The sequence below is a fragment of the Rhodococcus sp. IEGM 1354 genome (assembly GCF_030056855.1).
GTDB lineage: Bacteria > Actinomycetota > Actinomycetes > Mycobacteriales > Mycobacteriaceae > Rhodococcoides.
In genome coordinates this window covers 318,341-340,397 of record NZ_JASHKT010000004.1, presented here as the reverse complement: position 1 = coordinate 340,397, position 22,057 = coordinate 318,341, and the positions used below count along the sequence as shown (strand labels likewise).

Genomic DNA, 22,057 nt, shown 5'->3' with positions numbered 1-22,057 from the left:
CGGTCGGTCATCGGGCCGACTGCATCGAGGCACCGATGCTCGTCGCCACAGCGATGGTCCGGGCCGTGCGCACCGCGGCCCACAGCGGCCGGACGAGTTCTTCTCGGGCTGCCGCCGCGGCGGCAGTCGGAGCCTCCGAGGGAGCCGATCCGGCCGCGACGGTGAGAATGGCCGCGACCCGATCGGCAGATTCGAGTACTCGGAAGGCGCGTTCGGACATCTCTGGGGGATAGCGGTGACGTGCAGCGTCGGCGATCAGCTCGGCGATGCGGGTGCGAGGGTCGGCCTCGAGAGTGCGGGTGGGGAGCGATTGCATCTGCGCGAGTGCATCCGCGGCACCGCGCACGGCCTCGCGCATCTCGTACTCGGCCTCACCGAGACCTCGATCTCGGTGGGCGTGAGCGGGAACGTCGATCGAATACACAGTCCAGCGCAGTACGTCGGGGCCTTCGACAACAGGAACCAGCCCGATTCCGCTCGAGCCCGGGGTACCGATCATCACCGCCTGCTCGGCACCGATCGCTGCACGAGAGAAATCGGTCCGGGCCGGCAGTTCGGCCACTGCGCCCGCCGCGGGCAGCACCAGACGTATCCGTTCCTCCCCGGCTTCGGGTGAGGGTCCTGCGTTCGCGGCGGTTCGGACCGCGGCGAGCGCCCCGGCGATGCCCTCTGCGTAGCCCGGAAATCGCAGCCCGTACGTCGTTGCTGCTTCGTCGTCACCGGCACCGACCAGATGCATCGGTGCCCACTCGGACATCGCGTCGATGACGTCGTCCGGCGAACCGACACCGGCCAGCCAGGAACCGGCCCACAGGGCAAGACTTGCACTCGGAGAACACACGACTCACGAGCATAGGTCGGCGTGGCGAACCGTGCTCGGGACGCCGGTATCGCTAGCGTTGGTCGCCGTGAACGACATGTACGGCGGAGACATTCTCAAAGGGCACAGTCGCATGCGGAAGGTTCCGGCACCGGAGGTGCCGGCCGAGCGCGGCATGGTGGTCGAGGACGCGGGTTCGGGTTATTGCGGTGCTGTGGTCGGCTTCGAGCGCACGTACGACGGAGATTTCGTCCGACTCGAGGACGGTGCCCGAACGACGCGGCTGTTCGCCCTGCGCGAGGCCGCATTTCTGATCGACGGCCGACGGGTGACGCTGGTCCGACCGAAGCCCGCTGCCGCCGCGAAGCCGACCAGATCGGCCTCCGGATCCACCAAGGTCGAAGGCCTACGAGCCCGGACGGCTCGGGCCAGCCGCATCTGGGTCGAGGGTGTGCACGACGCGGCCCTGGTGGAAAGCGTGTGGGGACACGACCTTCGAGTGGAGGGCGTGGTCGTCGAACATCTCGAGGGCCTGGACAACCTGGGGGAGCGGTTGGCCGATTTCGGCCCCGGCCCGGGCCGTCGCGTCGGGGTCCTGGTCGACCACCTGGTGACCGGGTCCAAGGAATCGAAGATGACCAGATCGTTGGGCGAACACGTTCTCGTCACCGGCCATCCGTTCATCGATGTCTGGGAGGCGGTCAAACCCGCCGCCGTCGGAATCGATGGGTGGCCGAAGATCCCGCGCGGTCAGGACTGGAAGACCGGAATCTGTCGAGAGCTGGGGTGGGGAACTCCGCAGGAAGGATGGCGGCGGGTGTACTCGTCGGTGTCGAGCTTTCGAGATCTGGAGGCTCCGCTGATCGGTGCCGTCGAACAATTGGTCGATTTCGTCACCGAGTAGCTGCTCCCACCAGCTGATCCGCCGGTGAATGTCCGATTCGTGCCAGGATGGAGCCTGTGGCAGCGATCTTGTGGCTCATAGCGGCGGTTGTGCTTGCCGGTGCCGAAGCACTGACCGGGGACTTCTTCCTACTGATGATCGCCGGCGGTGCGCTCGGTACCGCCGGGGTGTCGGCGTTGACCGACTTCCCGGTATGGGCCGACGCAATCGTTTTCGGCGTGTTGTCGTTGGCATTGGTTCTGGGTCTGCGTCCGATCTTGTTGCGGCGCTTCGCACATCCGCCGGACACCCCGATGGGAGTCGCGGCTCTCACCGGTAAGAGTGCAGTCGTGCTCGAACAGGTCACTGCGCACGAAGGCCAGATCAAACTCGGTGGCGAGGTGTGGACCGCGCGTCCGCTGGACGAGACAGAGGTCTACGCCCCCGGTACCACCGTGACCGTGATGGAAATCGACGGTGCCACCGCCGTCGTATGGAAGGGACCGTAAAGCCAGTGGAAGCACTCATAGCACTGGCCGTCATCGTTGCGTTCGTCGCCGTGTTGATGGCCAAGTCCATCTCGATCGTCCCGCAAGCCGAGGCAGCAGTGATCGAAAGACTCGGTCGGTACACGCGTACCGTGTCCGGTCAGCTCACGTTCCTCGTCCCGTTCGTCGATCGCATCCGTGCGAAAGTCGACCTGCGAGAACGGGTTGTCTCGTTCCCGCCGCAGCCGGTCATCACCAAGGACAACCTGACGGTGTCGATCGACACCGTCGTCTATTTTCAGGTGACCAACCCGCAGTCGGCCGTGTACGAGATCAACAATTACATCGTCGGTGTCGAGCAGTTGACCACCACCACGCTGCGTAACGTCGTCGGCGGAATGACGTTGGAGGAAACTCTGACGTCCCGTGATTCGATCAACGGTCAGCTCCGAGTGGTGCTGGACGAGGCCACCGGTCGGTGGGGTCTTCGAGTCGCCCGCGTCGAGCTCAAGAGCATCGACCCGCCTCCGTCGATTCAGGAATCGATGGAGAAGCAGATGAAGGCCGACCGCGAGAAGCGCGCGACCATTCTGACGGCCGAGGGCCACCGCGAATCGGCGATCAAGACGGCCGAGGGCGACAAGCAGAGTCGAATCCTCGCTGCCGAGGGCGGTAAGCAAGCGGCCATCCTCACTGCCGAGGGTGAGCGTCAGTCCAGAATTCTGCGGGCTCAGGGTGATCGCGCCGCGAAGTACCTCGAGGCGCAGGGTCAGGCGAAGGCCATCGAGAAGGTCTTCGGTGCCATCAAGGCCGGAAAGCCCACTCCTGAACTGTTGGCGTACCAGTACATGCAGACGTTGCCTCAGATGGCGCAGGGCGACGCGAACAAGGTGTGGATGATCCCGAGCGATTTCGGCGACGCTCTCAAGGGGTTCGCCAAGACCCTCGGAGCCCCCGGCGAGGACGGCGTGTTCCGATACGAGCCCAACGAGTCCGCGGGCAACGAGCCGAAGCCCGAGGACGACTCGGACGAGGTTGCGGAGTGGTTCGAGACGAAAACCGATCCGGCAGTTGCCGAAGCGGTCAAAGCCGCCGAGGCGGTGGCCCGTAAGCCGGTGGACACATCGTTGGCCGCTTCTCCGGAGCTGTCCAAAGGTCTCGACCTCGGCGCCCTGTCGGCATCTCCCGAGGCGGAACCGGAAGCACGCTGATCACGAATTGATCGCGAATCCCACGCCCGCTGCCGCCAGTGCCCATAGAACGCTGGCGAAGGTGCCGATGATGAACTGTTCGGAGGCGTGGGATTCGCGCAGTTCGGGATAGCGCGCAAGTCCTTTGACCGCAAGTACGATGGCGATTCCCTCGGGCCAGCCGGTGAGAATGGATACCGCAACGGCAACACGTTCGAGAATGCCTATCGTCAATCCTCCACGCAGCGGCTCGACCGGCTCGTCGTCGGTCGAGTCGTTCTGTCGTCTGGCGACGCGAAAGACGGTCGGCACCACGGCGGTGCCGCCGACGGCGGCCCCGGCAACGCTCAGGACGACTCCGGCTGCGTGACCGACGCCGTGAGCCGGCCCGGCGAGGGATGCAAGCACAGCAGCAGCGGTGAGCAGAGTCGAGGCGGCCGCGGGGGAGACCCACGGCCTGATGCGGTCGCCGGACGGAACGAGGGCGACACCTGCCGTCAGAGCCAGCAGAACGAGGGCGACGACGATCATGACGTGTGACTTCCTGTCGTGTTCGCCGCTGTCAACAACCTCGCGGCAAGGGTGCGGCCGGCATTTTCGACGTGCCAGCCGGCAACGGAAAGTCGTTGCGACATAGCCTGTTTGCTGATGTCGAGCCTTTCGGCCGCGTCGGTCTGCGACATACCCTCTGCCATGAGCGCAACCGCTTCTCGGCCCTGGTCCGAGCGCCGAGCGACGAGCAAGGCCACCAGAGTCGACGCGGTTTCGGCGTCCTCGGCCGTTGCCGGCTCGGGTCCGGTGACGGCGAGCGCAGCAGGGGCATTCTTTGCTCTGGTGACGGCGTCTCGGGCAGCCTCGAATGCCTGACCGCGGCCGGCACGCGTCGTGTCGGGTAACGGAAGCTCGACCGAACCGACGCCGATTCCCACGCTCCAATGTGGCGTCGCCACCAGGTCGAGGGCGATCGCAACGACGGTTGCTGCGTCCTCACAGACAGCCTGGACTTCGTCGCCCGCGGTGCGATCGAACGGGCGAATCAGATCGAAATCGCGATAGCGGTCCAGTAGATCGGGCACACGATCGATGTCGCGTCTGCTGCGACGCTGATCGACGGTCATCACGAACATAGGACAAGGCTAGAGCGTTGATTTGATTAAGTCAAGCCTCCAGGCTTGATTGTTCCGAATCAAGGGTCTCACCCTGACGCCCGTTCTCGAGTGCCGCCGCGGCCTCACGAGTTCGCGACAACCGCCAGTCGATGAACAACCCGCTCACGCCGATCGCGATGCATATCCCGGACAGCACCAGCAGTGCCGGATGGGTCTGCCCGCCGATTGCTCCACCGATCACCACGATCCCAAGGGTGCCGGGCAGCATGCCGGCGGCAGTGGCCAGGGCGAAGGGGACGAGCCGAACCGCCGATACACCGCAGGCGTAGTTCACCAGAGAGAAAGGCACCGGGGCGATCAATCGCAGAGAGCCGACCGCGAGCCACCCTCGTCGACGCAGGCTCTCGTCGACCGAGTCGAGAGCCGAATGCGACATCCGCGCCGCCACGGCCTCTCGTCCGATCGCCCGAACCAGCAACAGGGCGAGGACCGCGCTGACCGTAGAGGCACCGATCGTCACCGCCAGACCGGTGAAAGGCCCGAACAGTACTCCAGCACTCAACGTGAACAGGGTTCTGGGAATGGGTGCAATGGTCACCAATGCGTGGACGGCGAAGAACACGAGCGGAAACGCAGGACCGACCGAGGTGCCCCACTGGCGCATCTGCTCGACGCTCGGATGCGGAGCGAACACCGCAACGACAGCCAGGACGACGATCACCGCCAGTAGCGCGATCAGACGAAGGTCGCGCAGGTGCCGGGTCACGAGAGGCAAGAGTACCGGCGTGAGATGACAGAACGGTTCGGGAGCGGAGCCTGCGGAGTGACCCAGGGGTTCGGGAGCGGTGCCTGCGGCGTGACCCAGGGGTTCGGGAGCGGAGCCTGCGGAGTGACAGAACGGTTCGGGAGCGGAGCCTGCGGCGTGGGTCACCGAACGTGAGGTGATCCTCACGATAACCTGCTCGTAGGTGGGGTTAGCATCACTTCAAGTCGGGTGTAGGACTGCCCGCCGAACCTAGGGAGCAGCACACGTGTCCATCGCGTCGCACGAAGATGCCGCACGCAGTGCCCACGCGGCCTGGCAGCAGGCGGTAGCCGGGGTCCTGGCCAAGTCGCGCCGGGTCGATGTGGCCGAACTGCCTGCCGACCCCGAACATCTTCTCGATTCCACGACGTACGACGGGATCACGGTGTCTCCGCTGTACACCGCGTTCGACGAGCGTCCCGAGGGTCCACTGCCGGGTCACTTTCCGTATCTGCGTGGGCGTGATCCGCATCGGGACGTCAACGCAGGCTGGAAGGTGTGCACGCGTCACGGTTCCGACGTTCGTGACGGTGTGCCTGCGCTGAACGGTCAGATCCTCGATTCGCTCACCAACGGCACCAGTGCCCTCTGGTTGACGGTCGGATCGCGTGGGTTGGATCCGTCGGATCTGTCGGATGCCCTGCGTGGTGTGCTGCTCGAGCTCGCCCCATTGACGATCGATGCTCGCGGGGACGTTCGCGCGGCAGCGACGGCACTGTTCGACGTTCTCGATTCGGCAGATATCGACGATCGCGCCGCCGTCGACGTCAGGCTCGGAGTGGACACTCTCACTGCTGCAGTGGCAGGCACGGAATCCATACAGATTGCCGAGGCGCTCGAACTGGCCCGCGCGTGCATCGACCGCGCCGAGTCGATGCGTGCCATCACCGTCGACGGCACCGTGTTCCACAATCTCGGTGCGTCGGATGCGCAGGAACTGGGTGCGTCGATCGCGGCCGGGCTCGAGTACGTCCGATCGATGACCGAGAACGGTGTGGCCGTCTCGGATGCGCTGCGCCAGATCGAGTTTCGATTCGCAGCAACCGACGACCAGTTCCAGACCATAGCCAAGTTTCGCGCCGCTCGCATTCTGTGGGCACGGATTGCGCAGGTGTGCGGTGCGCCCGACGCCGGTGATGCTCCTCAGCATGCGGTGACGTCGGAAGCGATGATGTCGCAGCGCGATCCGTGGGTGAACATGCTCCGTACCACTCTTGCGTCGTTCGGTGCCGGAGTGGGTGGTGCGGATTCGGTGACGGTGCTGCCGTTCGACGCGGCACTGAACGGTGGCGCAGCCGGAGTGTCCAAGACGTTCGCTGCCCGTATCGCGAGAAACACTCAGCTGCTCCTGCTGGAGGAAGCTCACCTGGGTCGAGTTCTCGATCCGGGTGCGGGCTCGTGGTACATCGAGGAGCTCACGGCTGCGGTTGCCGCGACGGCGTGGGAGTGCTTCAGGGGCGTCGAGGCTTCGGGCGGACTTGCTGCAGCAACCGCGGACGGTTCGCTGGTTGCCGAGATCGAGAAGACCCGTGCAGAGCGCGATTCCGATATCGCGCATCGGATCACTCCGCTGACCGGTGTCAACGAGTTTCCCAATCTGGCCGAGGCCCCCCTGACTCCCGAGCAGACGCAGCCTGCCGGCTCCGCAACCGTGTATCGGTACGGCCGGGCATTCGAGTCGCTTCGAGACCGATCCGATTCTTATCTGGCCCAACATGATTCGCGGCCTCAGGTACTACTTGTCCCGTTGGGGACCGTTGCCGAACACAACGTCCGTACGACCTTCGCGTCCAATCTGTTGGCGTCGGGGGGAATCGAAGCGGTCAACCCCGGTCCCCTCGGAGTCGACGCTGTCGCCGGGGCGGTCGAAGCGTCGGGAGCCTCGATCGCCGTGGTGTGCGGAACCGACAAGCGATACGGCGACGAGGCCGTTACTGCCGTGGATGCTCTGCGTGCAGCAGGGGTCTCACGGGTCTTGCTCGCCGGCCCGGAGAAGATTTTCGCCGGCGTCGAGGGCCCGTCCCGTCCCGACGGATTCCTGACCGCCAAGGTCGACGCCGTCGCCGTGCTGACCGAACTTCTCGACACGCTGGGAGCCTCGAAGTGAGTACCGACGAGAACCGAATCTCGCACATCATCGGCAGTTTCGCCGACGTACCGCTGGTCGATCCGGACGAGCCGACGCCATCGCCGCCGTCCGCGGAAGACGTGGCCACGCACGTGAAGAACGGTGCCAAGGCGAACTTCTACACCCCCGAGCAGGTGGTGTGGTCCACTCCCGAGGGCATCGACGTCAAGCCGGTGTACACCGAGGCAGACCGCGACGCCGCCGAGGCCGAGGGCTACCCGTTGCACAGCTACCCGGGTGCCCCACCGTTTCTGCGGGGACCGTATCCGACGATGTACGTCAACCAGCCGTGGACCATTCGTCAGTACGCCGGGTTCTCGACTGCCGCCGAGTCGAATGCCTTCTACCGCCGCAACCTCGCGGCGGGTCAGAAGGGGCTGTCCGTGGCGTTCGATCTGGCCACTCACCGGGGCTACGACTCCGATCACCCACGTGTGCAGGGCGACGTCGGAATGGCCGGTGTGGCAATCGATTCCATCTACGACATGCGGCAGTTGTTCGACGGTATCGACCTGGGCAGCGTCTCGGTCTCGATGACGATGAACGGAGCGGTGCTGCCCATCCTGGCGCTGTACGTCGCCGCCGCGGAAGAGCAGGGCGTCGGGCCGGAGAAACTCGCAGGCACCATCCAGAACGACATCCTCAAAGAGTTCATGGTGCGCAACACCTACATCTATCCGCCGAAGCCGTCGATGCGCATCATCTCGGACATCTTCGCGTACACCAGCGAAAAGATGCCGAAGTACAACTCGATCTCCATCTCCGGCTACCACATCCAAGAAGCCGGTGCCACAGCCGATCTCGAACTCGCCTACACCCTTGCGGACGGTGTCGAGTACATCCGGGCAGGTCTGGATGCGGGCATGGACATCGACACGTTCGCACCGCGACTGTCGTTCTTCTGGGCCATCGGAATGAATTTCTTCATGGAGGTCGCCAAGCTCCGCGCCGGGCGCCTGCTGTGGGCCGAGCTCGTCCAACAATTCGAGCCCAAGAGCGCCAAATCGCGTTCCTTGCGCACTCATTCGCAGACGTCGGGTTGGTCTTTGACGGCACAGGACGTGTTCAACAACGTCGCGCGCACCTGTGTCGAAGCCATGGCCGCGACCCAGGGCCACACGCAGTCCCTGCACACCAACGCGCTCGACGAGGCACTGGCGTTGCCGACCGACTTCTCGGCCCGTATTGCGCGCAACACTCAGCTACTGATCGCGCAGGAATCCAACACCGTTCGGCCGATCGATCCGTGGGGCGGGTCGCACTACGTCGAGTGGCTCACCCATCAGCTGGCGAATCGGGCTCGCGCACACATCGCTGAGGTCGAGGAAGCGGGCGGCATGGCGCAGGCCATCGGCGAAGGTATTCCGAAGTTGCGCATCGAGGAGGCGGCGGCTCGTACCCAGGCGCGCATCGACTCCGGGCGCCAACCGCTGGTGGGCGTCAACAAGTACGTGCCCGACGAGCCCGACACCATCGAAGTACTCAAAGTCGAGAACTCGAAGGTGCGAAAAGAACAGATCGAGAAGCTCGAGCGCCTTCGTGCCGAGCGGGACAGCGCCGAAGTCGAAGCGGCATTGGCGAACCTGACTCGGGCCGCAGCGTCGGACCAGCCCGGCATGGAGAACAATCTGCTCGCCCTCGCCATCGATGCCGCCCGCAAGATGGCCACCGTCGGCGAGATCTCCGACGCGCTCGAGAAGGTTTACGGGCGCCACCAGGCCGAAATCCGGACAATCAGTGGGGTGTACCGCGACGAGGCAGGCAAATCCGAGAACATCACCCGCGCCACCGCGCTGGTCGAACAGTTCGCCGAGGACGAGGGCCGTCGGCCTCGCGTCCTGGTGTGCAAGATGGGTCAGGACGGGCACGACCGAGGGCAGAAGGTCATCGCCACGGCGTTCGCCGACATCGGCTTCGACGTCGACGTCGGCCCGCTGTTCCAGACTCCCGAAGAGGTGGCACGCCAGGCCGCCGACAACGACGTTCACGTCGTCGGGGTGTCTTCGCTGGCTGCCGGTCACCTGACGCTGGTGCCCGCCTTGCGCCAGGCCTTGGCCGACGTCGGACGCGAGGACATCATGATCGTCGTCGGTGGCGTGATCCCCCCGGGCGATTTCGACGAGCTCTATGCAGCGGGGGCTGCCGCGATCTTCCCTCCCGGCACCGTCATCGCCGACGCCGCGATCGGACTGGTCGAGAAGCTGTCTGTCGCGCTCGGACACGCACCACGCGAGGCCAACGCCTGAGCATGAACACTCCGAACAAGGGCCGCGTCATCGACATCGATGCAGTGGCCGAGTCGGTCCGAGCGAACGAACGATCCGGCCTGGCGCGGGCGATCACGTTGGTCGAATCGACCCGCGCGGATCATCGCGACTTGGCGCAGCAGTTGCTGCTTCGGGTACTGCCCGACGCCGGCGGATCGCACCGGGTGGGCATCACCGGGGTGCCGGGGGTCGGGAAGTCGACGTTCATCGATGCGCTCGGAATGCGGCTGATCGAACAGGGCCACCGGGTCGCGGTTCTGGCCGTAGATCCCTCGTCGACGCGGACCGGCGGATCCATCCTGGGTGACAAGACCCGCATGTCCCGCTTGGCCGTACAGGAGAACGCGTACATCAGGCCGTCTCCGACCTCGGGAACGCTGGGCGGAGTGGCCCGGGCGACTCGGGAGACCATCGTGTTGCTCGAAGCCGCGGGGTTCGACGTGATCCTGGTCGAGACCGTGGGCGTGGGCCAGTCCGAGGTGACCGTCGCGAACATGGTCGACTGCTTCACGTTCCTCACGCTTGCGCGTACCGGGGATCAGTTGCAGGGCATCAAGAAGGGCGTTCTCGAACTCGCAGATCTGGTGGCCGTCAACAAGGCCGACGGCAAGCATGCGACCGATGCGAAGAACGCGGCGCGGGAGTTGGCCGGAGCGCTGCGACTGATCTATCCGCACGACGCGATCTGGAAGCCGCCCGTGTTGACGATGAGCGCCATCGAAGGCACCGGCCTCGACGAGTTCTGGAACACGGTGCTCCGCCACCAGCAGGTGCTCCGTGACGCGGGCGAGTTCGCCGAGAAGCGTCGCAAGCAGCAGGTGGACTGGACGTGGACGATGGTCAACGATCAGCTACTGCGTCGGTTGGCTCAGAGCCCGTCGGTGAAGGCAATTCGAGACGACGTGGAATCTCGCGTACGCGACGGGTCGCTCACGGCGGCGTTGGCCGCTCGAGAACTACTCGACGCGTTCGATTCCTGACGCCCGCCGGTCACTGCAGGGCGGGGTACAAAGTCGCCGCCAGGTCGCCGACGCGTTCGACGAGCTGATCGAAGAACGCCCGAGGATCGGTGTGGGTGGCAATGGCTGCGTTCGGCGGCTTGCCCCACATTCCGCGCCAATCCGCCACCGTCGTTCCGCGAGTGAGGGTTCCGACCAGTTCCACGTCCACGGTCGCGTGCCGATAAGTGGCGATATCCGGTTGCACCGCCACTGCTGCGGCGAACGGATCGTGCATGTGGGCCAGAAAGCCCTGATCGTGATCGCGATGGAATTCGAAGTAGAAGCGGACCGCGTCCGAGAAGTGACGCACGATCGGGTTCGAGGCCGTCGATCGCGCACCCGGCGCATCGGTCGACGAGATCAGCTCGGCCGGAACGCTTCCAGCACGCTCACCCAGAAGGCGAATGTGCTCGGGTGTCATCTCGATGGTCTCGGTGATGTCGAGTGCGCACACGATCGGACGGCGGTCCTCGGGTAGTCCGGAGAAAGCGGCGAAGACCTCCGCTGCAGCCTCGGGGTCCACCGCGACGTTCCACTCGCTCGTCGGCGTCGTGTTGCCCTGATGCTGAAAAGCACCACCCATCAACACCAATCGCTTCAACAGCCGAGGCAACTCGGGGTCTCGGCGAACCGCCAGCGCGAGATTGGTCAGCGGACCGGTGACGAGACCGGTGATCTCACCCGGTCGCGAGCGAACCAACTCGATCCACATCGTGGTGGCATCGCGTGCGGACAGGTCCCGACTCGACACCGGCAGCTCCGCATATCCGATGCCCTGCGGTCCGTGAGTGTCCTCTGTGGTCATCAGTGGTGCCACCAACGGCACCTGCGCACCGAGCGCGACTTCGATATCGGCCGAGCGGCACAGGTCGAGCCAGGCCAGGTTGTTCGCGGCGACCTGGTTCACCGGCACGTTACCGGCGGTGGACGCTATGCCGAGGATCTCGGCCTCGTCGGTGGCCAACAGGTAGAGCAGTGCGAGCGAGTCGTCGATCCCGGTGTCGACGTCGACGATCATCGGTACGGTCATGCGTTCACCTGGGTCGTCGGATTGTGGCGGACCGGGAAGTTGACCGAGCGGGCGATGAAGCACTTGGCTGCGGCCTCGGCGTGCAGTTCCTCCGCGCGGGTCACCATCGAGGACTCGGCCACCGTCACGACCGGCGCCAGGGTCACCTCGACGAACTGTCCCGAGCCGTCGGATTGCTCGGTCATGACCCCGGTGGGGGAGTCGACGTAGCCGGTGACGGTCACGTGCGACGCGGCGGCCAACCCGAGGTACCACAGCATGTGGCAGCTCGACAGCGACGCCACGAGTAGCTCCTCGGGATTCCACCGCTCGGGATCGCCGCGAAAGCTCGGATCGGAACTGGCCGAGAGATCGGGCTTTCCGGGTGCCGTGACGACATGATCGCGGTCGTATGCGGCTGCATTCGCCGTCCCGTGTCCGCGATTGCCGGTCCAGCTCACGGCCAGGGCGTAGTCATGGGTGGGCATGGGTCCATCGTGCCAGGCCTGGTTGCACCGGACGTCATGCACGCCGAGGTGCCTGTCCGTATTGCGATTATTGCACCAATTGTCAAGGTAGTGACCAAGATTCGATCGACCGACCCTCACCTGGGGGAATGCGCACTTGTGCGCGTCCATGTCCGTTTCGAAGTTTGTTCGCTGGTCATTGTGCTCGCTAACGTTGCTGCAATGACGGTTGCGCAAGATCCAGAATCGCCCGAGTCGTCACCCCAGATCCCGAAATGGGGCCAGCGCCACGTACAGCGTCTGCGGCGTGACGCATTCTTCAAACGTATGCGTCGCAAGCCGGCGATGTCGGAAGAGAGCATCACGGTCGTCGACCAACCGATGCTCAAGCGCGCCGTGTCTGCAGCGGCACTGGGCAACACGATGGAATGGTTCGACTTCGGTGTGTACGGCTATCTGGCCGCGACGCTCGGCAAGGTGTTCTACCCCGACGCGTCGCCCGCGGTCCAGTTGCTGTCGACCTTCGCGACGTTCGCGGCAGCGTTCGTCGTTCGCCCACTCGGTGGACTCTTCTTCGGTCCTCTCGGTGACCGCATCGGACGCCAGAAGGTTCTGGCCGCCACCATGATCATGATGTCGATCGGCACGTTGGCCGTCGGCCTGATTCCCAGCTACGACTCCATCGGAATCTGGGCTCCCATCCTGCTGCTCGTCGCCCGCCTGGTTCAGGGATTCTCCACCGGTGGTGAATACGGCGGTGCCACGACCTTCATCGCCGAATATTCACCCGACAAAAGACGTGGTTTTCTCGGCAGTTGGCTCGACTTCGGCACCTTCGTCGGATACGCGATGGGGTCCGGATTGGTGACGATTCTGAACGCGGTACTGGGCGACGCCACCATGGTCGAATGGGGTTGGCGCATTCCGTTCTTCATTGCCGGGCCGATGGGCATCATCGGTTTGTACCTGCGCCTCAAGCTGGAGGACACCCCCGCGTTCCGCAAGCAACTCGACGAGCACGACTCCAAGGTCAAGGCGCAGGAGACCGGACGCAGCTCGATCGGAAAGATCTTCACAGTCCATTGGAAAGCACTGCTCATCTGCATGGGAATCGTGCTGCTGTACAACGTCACCAATTACATGGTGACCTCGTACCTGCCCACGTACTTCACCGAGGTCGTCGGGCGCAGTCAGCTCAGTGCCGACCTGTTGGTCCTGTCCGCGATGGTCGTGGTCGTATCCATCATCGTGGCCGTGGGTCGATTGACCGACCGAATCGGCCGCAAGCCGGTGTTCGTGTTCGGTGCCATCGGACAGATCGTTCTGGCCATCCCGTGTTTCCTGCTGATCCAACGCAGCGGATGGATCGGGCCTCTGATTGCGTGCCTGCTACTGGGAGTCGTGTTGGCATGCTTCGCCGCACCCAGCGCATCGACCTTGCCTGCACTGTTCCCGACCCGCGTGCGCTACGCGGCGCTGTCGATCGGATTCAACCTGTCGGTGTCGATCTTCGGCGGCACCACACCGCTGGTCACTTCGGCCCTGGTCAGTTCCACCGGCAGCACCATGATCCCGGCCTACTACCTCATCATCAGCGGCGTCATCGGTCTGATCGCCGTCGGTTTCCTACGCGAGTCGGCTACTCAGCCGCTCGACGGTTCTCCGCCCCAGGTGGATTCGACCGAGGAAGCCAAGGATCTGTACACCGAGGCGTCTGCGCTGACCGGGAGTAGCTCCGCAGACCGGTCAGCGCGGTAATTAACCGGCGTCGTCGCTACCCCAGACGTGAGCCGGGTACGCGTAGTCGGAGTAGCAGTCGAACACCGGTCTCGCTGCCGTCACCGAGCCGTGCGTGACCACGCACTCGAGTGGCGGTGGCGCGGCAGGGCCGTGTTCGGGGTCCCGCCCGGAAAGGTCGGTCAGCCACGCTGCTGTTCTGGCCAGCGCGACGTCGACCGGTGCCGCAGTGCCCGACCCTTCTGCGCGCGCCGCCAGTTCCGAGATGATTCCGGCAGCCAGTAGATAACCGCTCGCATGATCGAGGGCCTGAGCCGGGAGCCGACCGGGCCGACCGTCCCGGCCTTCCAGAACCGAGATACCGCTCGCAGCCTGAACGAGGCTGTCGAAGCCGCGCCGTCGCGACCACGGACCTTCTGTGCCCCATGCGCTGATGCATCCGTGGACGAGGTCCGTCCGGTGTTCGAGGCCGAAACGGTCGAGGGCCCCCGGCCGATACCCGGTGACGAGCACGTCGGCCGAGTCGAGGAGCCCGAGCACCCGATCGAGTCCCTCCGCCGTGTCCAGGTCCAGCAGGGCCGACCGCTTGCCCTGACCGTTCTCCAGATGCTGCCACGGCAGTTCCGGATGCCGGGGCGAATCGACACGAAGTACATCGGCACCGAGAAGTGCGAGAGCGCGGGTAGCGACAGGACCGGCAATCACCCGCGTCAGATCGAGCACCCGGATACCCGCCAACGGGTGATCGGCACCCCGCGGCCCACACGACCGAAGCGGCCGGAACGACGGAATGTGCACTCGGGCAACCGGATCGGCCGCACCTCGAGTAACGACCGGACCGGAGCTCGCGGCAATACCAGCGGGGTGAGCGGACCATTGTTCTTCCGTGCGCACCCGCACGGCCAGAGCGCCCGACGCCGCGCACAGCTCTTCGAGCTCGAACCCGGACATTCCGCGGAGTCGATCGCCGAACACGTCGATGTCGATCGACTCCGCGGAGCCGGCACCCCCGAGGCCCACCACATCGAGCAATGCCATGCGGTGGTGTGGGTAATTGGCGTGGGTTCTCACCCAACCGTCGGACACCGGGAAGAAGCCGGACAGATCGGCGAAAGCCTGCACCGACTCGCCGTCGATCCGCAACAGGGTGTCGCCCATGAACGACGCGGCGATACGCGCCATGGACGCTGTCGGCGTCACCGTCTCGCCATCCGTCGACACCGGTCCCAGCGCGCTTTGCAACTGGGCGACGGCGGTGCCGAGGGCACCGACCGACTCGGCGGCGAGCGTCGCGACCGGAAGCGTCGATGCGAGATATCCAGTTGTGCCCGGCGTTCCCTGCACCGCAATCAGTTCCGCTTGGCCCAGATCTCCATGCCGGCCGCATTCAGGCGGTCCACCAGAACGTCGCCCATCGCGGTCGCGGGAGTGAGAACTCCGCTGGCCTTCGGAAGTGCGTCACCGCCGAGAACCAGCGCGAGTGCGGACTCGGCGAGCATGACAGCCGTGGCCTTGTAGCCCGGGTCACCGGACGCCTTGACCCGGGCCCGGTACCGCGCCCCGGACGTGGTCAGGGTGTACAGATCGACCGTGAAATGCCCCTTCTCTCGGGCCTTTTCGCTGGGGCCGCTGCCGGGCTTGGGCAGGATGCGATCGAGCACTTTGCCCGGAAGTACCGTCATGGCGGACACTCCGACGAACAGTCCTGCCGACAGTGCACCGGCGAGCACCGGGCTGACGACGGACGAGCCGACGCTCATCACCTCGCTGTAGCGGAACTGCTTTCCGTAGGCCCAGTCTCGAAGTGCGTTGGTACGCCTCACGACTCGCGTGTTGTACGAGGCCATCACGAACGGGGCCTTCCACCCGCGCAGGCTCGGATCGATCTTCTTGCCGTCGATGAGCACGGTATCGAGTTGGCGGCCGAGCTGGGGCTCGAGGCTTCGATCGGGGCTCAGCGAATACGGACGGGCTGCGATGCGCCTGGCCCGCTTGTCCTTCTTCATGGCCTCGATCTGGCCACGAAGCGAGTCGACGGTGCCGCCGCTGACCCCGCCCGACATCGAGGTGACCACGAGCGTCGTGTCGGTCAGTTCGCCCGCATCGTCGGCCGTGACGGCCTCGTACAGAGCGTGGACACCGATGTCGGACGGGACCGAGTCGAACCCGCACGAGTGGACGATCCTGGCACCGGTACGTTGTGCGATCTCGTGGTTGGTGTCGATGCTTTCGCGAGCGAAAAGCACCTCACCGGTGAGGTCGACGTAGTCGGTTCCGGACTCGGCGCATGCAGTTGCCAGTGGCAAGCCGTACTTGGCATACGGGCCGACCGTCGTGATGACGACTCGGGTCGATTCGGCCATGGATCGCAGCGCAGCGGTGTCGGCGGCGTCGGCTTCGATGACGGGCCAGTTCTGGGCGGTGGATCCCAGTTCCTTTCGCGCCGCCTCGATGCGTGCGGTGGACCTGCCTGCCAGCGCGATACGCGTGCCGGCAGGCGCGTGTTCGGCGAGGTACTTCGCCGTCAGCTTTCCCACGAATCCGGTGACGCCGTAGACGACGATGTCATGGGTGCGGTCGGGGCCTGAGGTGGAATCCGAGTCGGACGTAGTCATGGTTACGACACTAACGCGGACGCTGCCGGCAGCGTCGGCTAGTGGGTCCAGGTGTGCACGGGGTCTCCCGCATCCATCCTGTCGACGTAATCTCCCAACATCCCCGCGAGAGCCTGCTCCCGAGTATCGCCGGCCCGCTCGCGAGCGACGACAGCGTCTCTCTGCCACCCCGATCCCGACTGCTTGGCCAGGCACCGCGCTTCGATGATGCCGAGATAGCGGTCGCGTACGGCAGAGTCGACGCCGTACGCGGCGAGACCGGCCTCGGCCATCGGAAGCAATCGGCGCAGTACCAGCTCCTGCGGACTCACCCAGCCGACCTCGGGCCAGTAGAGCATCGAATCGAACCCGCCGCGGGCTGCGGAGTGCACGTTCTCCTCGGCGGCATCGAACGACATCTGCGACCACAACGGTCGATCGGCATCGGCCAGAGCCCGTACGGTGCCGTAGTAGAACGCGGCATCGGCGAGGGTGTCGACGACTGTCGGTCCGGCAGGCAGAACGCGGTTCTCGAGCCGAATGTGGTGCCCGTCGCCGGACCGATCGTAGATCGGCCGGTTCCACCGGTACACGGTTCCGTTGTGCATCCGCAATTCCGACAGTGACGGCGTATCACCTCGCGCCAGAGCGGCTTTGGGGTCCTCCTCACTGCACACCGGGAGCAGGGCGGGGAAGTAGCGCGAGTTCTCCTCGAACAGGTCGAAGATCGAGGTGATCCAACGCTCCCCGAACCACACTCGCGGGCGAACCCCCTGGTTCTTGAGCTCCTGCGGCCTCGTATCGGTGGCCTGCTCGAACAGCGGTATGCGGGTCTCGTGCCACAGTGCACGCCCGGCGAGGAACGGCGAGTTCGCGGCGAGCGCAACCTGAACACCCGACAACGCCTGTGCGGCATTCCAGTACGACGCGAACTCGTCGGGGGCGACTTGCAGATGCAGTTGGACGGACGTGCAGGCCGCCTCCGGCAGAATCGTGTCGGTCACGATGTCGAGATTCTCTGCAGCCGCAGACCCGGGCAGACGAACGCCTGCGATCTTCAGTTCGATGTCCTCACCGCGAGCGGCGAAGATCTGCTGGTTCAGAAGGTCGTATCGCGGATTCGCCGACAGCCACCGGTGTTCGAAATGCTCCTTCGTCAGAGTCGGGAGCATGCCGATCATGGCAAGTCGACTACCCGAGCCACGGGCCCGCTCGTCGGCAGCATTCAACGACCGCCGTAGGTCCGTCTCCAACTCGGCGATCGACGAACCCCGCAGCGGTCGAGGATCGACGTTGATCTCGATGTTGAACTGGCCCAGCTCGGTCTGATAATCAGGATCGGCGATGGCGTCGAGTACCTCGGCGTTGGCCATCGACGGTGCCATGTCCTCGTCGACGAGGTTGAGCTCGATCTCCATGCCGATCTGCGGTTCGCCGACGTGGAACGTCTCGTCGGCCAACATGGTCGCCAACGCGTCGAGACAGTCCTGGACCTTCTGCCGAAACTGGTGTCGGTCCTGTCTGGTGAACTTTCGGCGTTCGACATCCTCGCCCATGGTGACCGCCTAACAGTGTGTCTCGGTGCCGTTCGCTCACGCGAGACGGTCGTCGTTTCCGAGTATCGCAGCCCGGCCTGCTCCGGGGACGTCCACGTGCAGAATCACCCGAAGAAACGATCCCGGGGCCGATCGTCACCAGGGCGAGGGCTGGTAGTCCTTGAGGAACGAGCCGTACAGATCGACTCCGAGTTCGCCCTGCACGATGGGGTCGTACACCCGCGCAGCACCGTCGACCAGATCCAGCGGCGCGTGGAAGCCCTCGTCGGCCAGCCGCATCTTGGTGGGGTGCGGGCGCTCGTCGGTGATCCATCCGGTGTCGACGGCGGTCATCAGGATGCCGCTCTCCACCATCTCCTTGGCACTGGTGCGGGTCAGCATGTTCAGTGCCGCCTTCGCCATGTTGGTGTGCGGATGCCCCGGGCCCTTGTACGCCCGACCGAACTGACCCTCCATGGCCGAAACATTGACCACGTACTTGCGTCGGGCCTGCGACGCCTCCATCGACGCGCGCAGACGTGAAACCAGAATGAACGGTGCCACGGAGTTGCACAGCTGCACTTCGAGCAACTCGACCGGATCGACCTGCTCGACGGTGTGAATCCAGCTGTTCGTCTCGGCGAGGTCGGGTACCAGACCACCCGCGTCGATCGCCAGTCCGTTCTCGATGCGCTCTGCTGTCACCGAACCCGCCACCATCGCCAGGGATGCTACGTCGTCTGCGCTCAGAGTCGCCGAGACCTGCTGACCGCCGATGGCCGTGGCCGGCAACGAACTGGCCAACGACGCAGGGTGGGCGTCGCTGGTCTTGCCGAACGTGATCCGTTCCGGCCCTGCACCGTCGGTCAGTGCCGCGGGCAACGGTTCCGCTTCGGCGTCGGCCAGCGCGCTGTACGAGCCGGGGGAGCGCTTGACCGTCTGCGCAGCGTTGTTGATCAGGATGTCGAGCGGTCCCTCGGCGGCGACCGAATCGGCAAGTGCCACGACCTGAGCGGGGTCTCGTAGATCGATACCGACGACGCGCAGGCGGTGCAACCACTGATCACTGTCGTCCATCGCAGCGAACCGGCGCACGGCATCGTTGGGAAAACGCGTGGTGATCGTCGTGTGTGCGCCGTCGCGGAGCAGCCGAAGTGCGATGTACATGCCGATCTTCGCCCGTCCTCCGGTCAGCAGTGCTCGCCGGCCGGACAGGTCGGTTCGTGCGTTGCGCTTGCCTCGGTTGAGCGCCGCGCACTCGGGACACAGCTGGTGGTAGAACGAATCGACATCGGTGTAGCGCTGCTTGCAGATGTAGCACGGGCGCGCCCTGATCAAGGTGCCCGCGATCTCACCCTCGGCGCGCGAGGTGAGGGACAGACCTGCGGTCTCGTCGTCGATACGATCCGGGGATCCGGTCGCCGTGGCCGCCACGACGGCCCGGTCGGCTGCGCTGACGGCGTTCCGTGCGGCAACGCGTCGAGCACGCTTGAGATCTTTGAACATGGCACCGGACGCCCGCTGGACGGCGATGGAATCAGGATGATTCTTGTCCAGCTCGGCGGCTTGTGCGAGCACCCGCAGACACGTGTCGAGATCGGTGGGGTCGATCGAGTCCATCTTCAGTCTCCTAGCATCGGCCCGGTCGAGCCGTCGACGTGAGAACAACGAAAAAGACCCCGATTCCGAAGAATCAGGGCCAGTTTCGTCTGTCTCAACTCAGATCTTTGAAAATCTTTGTCTGTGAACAACATTCAGACGGTGTCCGAGGGGGGACTTGAACCCCCACGTCCGTTAATAGGACACTAGCACCTCAAGCTAGCGCGTCTGCCATTCCGCCACTCGGACATGTGCGACCGTTGCCGCATATTCTTTTGTTGCTCTCACAGCTGGTCGCTGTGCGCTGCGTAAGATTATCCGACGGGTTCCCGATAACCCAAATCCCCACGTCAGTTCATGCGTCGAGCGGTTTTCGGTGGTGCCCCGACCCCTCGGTGATGGTAGGAACGACGATGTGGCAAACGATTCGAACGACCCCGAAGTGAGCAATGCCCGAAGCCGAGGAGAACGCGCCCCCACCGTCGCTCTCGAGGAGGTCGTGGAGTTGGTCAGCTCTCTGATCAGGTTCGACACCTCGAACACCGGCGAACTCGACACCACGGTCGGCGAGAAGGAATGCGCCGAATGGGTGGCGAGCAAGCTCGAAGAGGTGGGATACGAGACCGAGTACGTCGAATCCGGTGCCCCCGGACGCGGCAACGTCTTCGCCTGGCTGCGCGGTGCCGACTCGTCACGGGGAGCTCTGCTCGTACACGGACACCTCGACGTCGTGCCCGCCGAGCCGGCCGACTGGAGTGTGCACCCGTTCTCCGGAGCCGTCGAAGACGGCTACGTCTGGGGTCGAGGTGCCGTGGACATGAAGGACATGGTCGGGATGGCCCTCGCGCTGGCCCGCCAGTTCAAGTCCAACGGAACCGTCCCACCCCGCGACATCCTGTTCGCGTTCCTGGCCGACGAGGAGGCAGGCGGCAAGTACGGATCGCACTGGTTGGTCGACAATCGACCCGATCTTTTCGAGGGCGTCACCGAGGCGGTCGGCGAGGTCGGTGGGTTCTCACTGACGGTTGCCCGCCCGGACGGCACCGAGAAGCGGCTCTACATGGTCGAGACGGCGGAGAAAAGCCTGGCGTGGATGCGGCTGACGGCGAAGGCGCGGGCCGGGCACGGATCGTTCCTGCACGACGACAACGCCGTGACGTATCTTGCCGAGGCTGTGGCCAAACTGGGCAATCACACGTTTCCGTTGGTGCTCACCGAATCGGTTTCACAATTTCTGCAGGCGGTTTCGGAGGAATCGGGGCTCGACTTCGATCCGACGTCACCGGACATCGACGGCACCCTGCTCAAGCTCGGCAGCATCGCCCGCATCGTCGGCGCGACCCTGCGCGACACGGCGAACCCCACGATGCTCTCGGCCGGCTACAAGGCCAACGTGATTCCGCAGACGGCGACGGCCGTGGTGGATTGCCGCGTGCTGCCCGGCCGCCAGGCCGCCTTCGAGAAGGAAGTCGACGAACTGATCGGCCCGAATGTCGAACGGGAATGGATCACGAAGCTCGAACCGTACGAGACCACGTTCGACGGGGATCTCGTCGACGCGATGAACGACGCCGTCCTCGCACACGACCCCAACGGCCGCACCGTGCCGTACATGTTGTCCGGCGGCACCGACGCAAAGGCGTTCGCGCGCATCGGAATTCGCTGCTTCGGGTTCGCTCCGCTCAAGCTTCCGCCCGAACTCGATTTCGCGGCGTTGTTTCACGGCATCGACGAACGAGTACCCGTGGAATCGTTGGAGTTCGGCACACAGGTGCTCGAGCACTTCTTGATGCACAGCTGATACGAAAGGAACCATCGTGGCGTACAACCCATACGACTCGCTTCCGGACCTACCGTCCTTCGAGCTGACGTCCGAGGATGTGGAGGACGGCAAGCCCCTGAAGGCCCAGCAGGTCAGCGGAATCATGGGAGGCGGTGGACACGACAACTCCCCGCAGCTGTCCTGGTCCGGATTTCCCGAGGGCACCAAGAGCTTCGCGGTGACGGTCTACGACCCAGACGCGCCGACCGCCTCGGGGTTCTGGCATTGGGCCGTGGCGAACATTCCGGTGGAAACGACGTCGCTCGTCTCCGGAGCAGGCGACGACGGTGGAACCGGGGTGCCCAGCACGGCCGTGACGCTGAAGAACGACGCAGGCCTGTTCCGGTACATCGGTGCGGCCCCGCCCGCAGGCCACGGTCCCCACCGCTACTTCATCGCGGTGCACGCCGTGGACGTCGATCGGCTCGAAGTCGACGAGACGGCGACTCCGGCGTACCTCGGGTTCAACCTGTTCTCGCACGCCATCGGACGTGCTGTGATCACGGGTACCTACGAGGCCTGATCTGGGTCTCGTCGTGCGCGTTTTGCGTACCTCTGGGTACGCAAAACGCTCACGAGGGCGAAGCCCGATGCGCGATCAAC

At 64.9% G+C, this 22,057-nt stretch carries 19 protein-coding genes and 1 tRNA gene; 9 read left to right on the top strand and 11 right to left on the bottom strand.

What is annotated here, in order from left to right:
• Window positions 1-7 precede the first annotated feature (7 nt).
• Window positions 8-841 (bottom strand): hypothetical protein, encoded by an 834-nt coding sequence (locus QM588_RS11190; RefSeq protein ID WP_283313288.1) that lies wholly within the window; start codon window positions 839-841, stop codon window positions 8-10.
• A gap of 76 nt (window positions 842-917) precedes the next feature.
• Here QM588_RS11190 and QM588_RS11185 point away from each other — a divergent pair, with 76 nt between their 5' ends.
• Genes QM588_RS11185 through QM588_RS11175 form a run of 3 tightly spaced genes read left to right on the top strand, consistent with a single transcriptional unit; the run spans window position 918 to window position 3,402 of the window.
• Window positions 918-1,724, top strand: a complete 807-nt coding sequence (locus tag QM588_RS11185) for a DUF3097 domain-containing protein (RefSeq protein WP_283313549.1) — start codon at window positions 918-920, stop codon at window positions 1,722-1,724.
• Window positions 1,725-1,780: 56 nt separating this feature from the next.
• Window positions 1,781-2,212 (top strand): NfeD family protein, encoded by a 432-nt coding sequence (locus QM588_RS11180; RefSeq protein WP_027497041.1) that lies wholly within the window; start codon window positions 1,781-1,783, stop codon window positions 2,210-2,212.
• 5 nt (window positions 2,213-2,217) lie between these two features.
• Window positions 2,218-3,402 (top strand): SPFH domain-containing protein, encoded by a 1,185-nt coding sequence (locus QM588_RS11175; RefSeq protein ID WP_283313287.1) that lies wholly within the window; start codon window positions 2,218-2,220, stop codon window positions 3,400-3,402.
• Here QM588_RS11175 and QM588_RS11170 read toward each other — a convergent pair whose 3' ends face one another.
• Genes QM588_RS11170 through QM588_RS11160 form a run of 3 tightly spaced genes read right to left on the bottom strand, consistent with a single transcriptional unit; the run spans window position 3,403 to window position 5,256 of the window.
• Window positions 3,403-3,912 carry a hypothetical protein gene (locus tag QM588_RS11170; RefSeq protein WP_283313286.1) on the bottom strand — a complete coding sequence of 170 codons (510 nt, stop codon included), beginning with the start codon at window positions 3,910-3,912 and terminating at the stop codon, window positions 3,403-3,405. It lies immediately after the preceding gene.
• The gene (locus QM588_RS11165; RefSeq protein ID WP_283313285.1) at window positions 3,909-4,508 is read right to left on the bottom strand and encodes a hypothetical protein; all 600 of its coding nucleotides are present in this window, start codon (window positions 4,506-4,508) and stop codon (window positions 3,909-3,911) included. Before QM588_RS11165 ends, QM588_RS11170 begins: the two co-directional genes overlap by 4 nt.
• Window positions 4,509-4,539: 31 nt before the next feature.
• Window positions 4,540-5,256, bottom strand: coding sequence for a TVP38/TMEM64 family protein (locus QM588_RS11160; RefSeq protein ID WP_283313546.1), 717 nt, complete (start codon window positions 5,254-5,256; stop codon window positions 4,540-4,542).
• Between the two features lie 265 nt (window positions 5,257-5,521).
• Here QM588_RS11160 and mutA point away from each other — a divergent pair, with 265 nt between their 5' ends.
• The 3 genes from mutA to meaB are packed head-to-tail and all read left to right on the top strand — an operon-like array spanning window position 5,522 to window position 10,670.
• Window positions 5,522-7,402, top strand: coding sequence for a methylmalonyl-CoA mutase small subunit (mutA, locus tag QM588_RS11155; RefSeq protein ID WP_283313283.1), 1,881 nt, complete (start codon window positions 5,522-5,524; stop codon window positions 7,400-7,402).
• Window positions 7,399-9,669, top strand: a complete 2,271-nt coding sequence (gene scpA, locus QM588_RS11150) for a methylmalonyl-CoA mutase (RefSeq protein WP_283313282.1) — start codon at window positions 7,399-7,401, stop codon at window positions 9,667-9,669. The genes mutA and scpA overlap by 4 nt, the downstream gene beginning before the upstream one ends.
• A 2-nt stretch (window positions 9,670-9,671) precedes the next feature.
• Complete coding sequence (gene meaB / locus QM588_RS11145) at window positions 9,672-10,670, top strand: methylmalonyl Co-A mutase-associated GTPase MeaB (protein ID WP_283313280.1); 999 nt, start codon at window positions 9,672-9,674, stop codon at window positions 10,668-10,670.
• Between the two features lie 10 nt (window positions 10,671-10,680).
• Here the strand turns inward: meaB and QM588_RS11140 are convergent, their stop codons facing one another.
• Both QM588_RS11140 and QM588_RS11135 read right to left on the bottom strand, forming a co-directional pair.
• Complete coding sequence (locus QM588_RS11140) at window positions 10,681-11,721, bottom strand: nucleoside hydrolase (RefSeq protein WP_283313279.1); 1,041 nt, start codon at window positions 11,719-11,721, stop codon at window positions 10,681-10,683.
• The gene (locus tag QM588_RS11135) at window positions 11,718-12,188 is read right to left on the bottom strand and encodes an OsmC family protein (RefSeq protein WP_283313276.1); all 471 of its coding nucleotides are present in this window, start codon (window positions 12,186-12,188) and stop codon (window positions 11,718-11,720) included. The genes QM588_RS11140 and QM588_RS11135 overlap by 4 nt, the downstream gene beginning before the upstream one ends.
• A 201-nt stretch (window positions 12,189-12,389) precedes the next feature.
• Here QM588_RS11135 and proP point away from each other — a divergent pair, with 201 nt between their 5' ends.
• Window positions 12,390-13,925, top strand: coding sequence for a glycine betaine/L-proline transporter ProP (gene proP / locus QM588_RS11130; RefSeq protein WP_283313275.1), 1,536 nt, complete (start codon window positions 12,390-12,392; stop codon window positions 13,923-13,925).
• On the opposite strand, the gene QM588_RS11125 is transcribed toward proP, so the two are convergent.
• The 5 genes from QM588_RS11125 to QM588_RS11105 form a co-directional block, all read right to left on the bottom strand.
• Window positions 13,926-15,248, bottom strand: a complete 1,323-nt coding sequence (locus QM588_RS11125; protein ID WP_283313274.1) for a CoA transferase — start codon at window positions 15,246-15,248, stop codon at window positions 13,926-13,928.
• Between the two features lie 5 nt (window positions 15,249-15,253).
• Complete coding sequence (locus tag QM588_RS11120) at window positions 15,254-16,519, bottom strand: saccharopine dehydrogenase family protein (RefSeq protein ID WP_283313272.1); 1,266 nt, start codon at window positions 16,517-16,519, stop codon at window positions 15,254-15,256.
• A gap of 38 nt (window positions 16,520-16,557) precedes the next feature.
• Complete coding sequence (locus QM588_RS11115) at window positions 16,558-18,054, bottom strand: glutamate-cysteine ligase family protein (protein WP_283313270.1); 1,497 nt, start codon at window positions 18,052-18,054, stop codon at window positions 16,558-16,560.
• 135 nt (window positions 18,055-18,189) lie between these two features.
• Window positions 18,190-19,653: an SDR family NAD(P)-dependent oxidoreductase gene (locus QM588_RS11110; RefSeq protein ID WP_201009365.1), complete on the bottom strand. Its 1,464-nt coding sequence runs from the start codon at window positions 19,651-19,653 to the stop codon at window positions 18,190-18,192.
• Between the two features lie 142 nt (window positions 19,654-19,795).
• Window positions 19,796-19,881: transfer RNA gene (locus QM588_RS11105), tRNA-Leu, on the bottom strand.
• Window positions 19,882-20,074: 193 nt separating this feature from the next.
• Between QM588_RS11105 and QM588_RS11100 the strand changes: the two genes are divergently transcribed.
• Window positions 20,075-21,433 (top strand): M20/M25/M40 family metallo-hydrolase, encoded by a 1,359-nt coding sequence (locus QM588_RS11100; RefSeq protein ID WP_283313544.1) that lies wholly within the window; start codon window positions 20,075-20,077, stop codon window positions 21,431-21,433.
• Window positions 21,434-21,449: 16 nt separating this feature from the next.
• Entirely contained in the window at window positions 21,450-21,977 is a 528-nt protein-coding gene (locus QM588_RS11095; protein ID WP_283313267.1) for a YbhB/YbcL family Raf kinase inhibitor-like protein, read from the top strand.
• Window positions 21,978-22,057 lie beyond the last annotated feature (80 nt).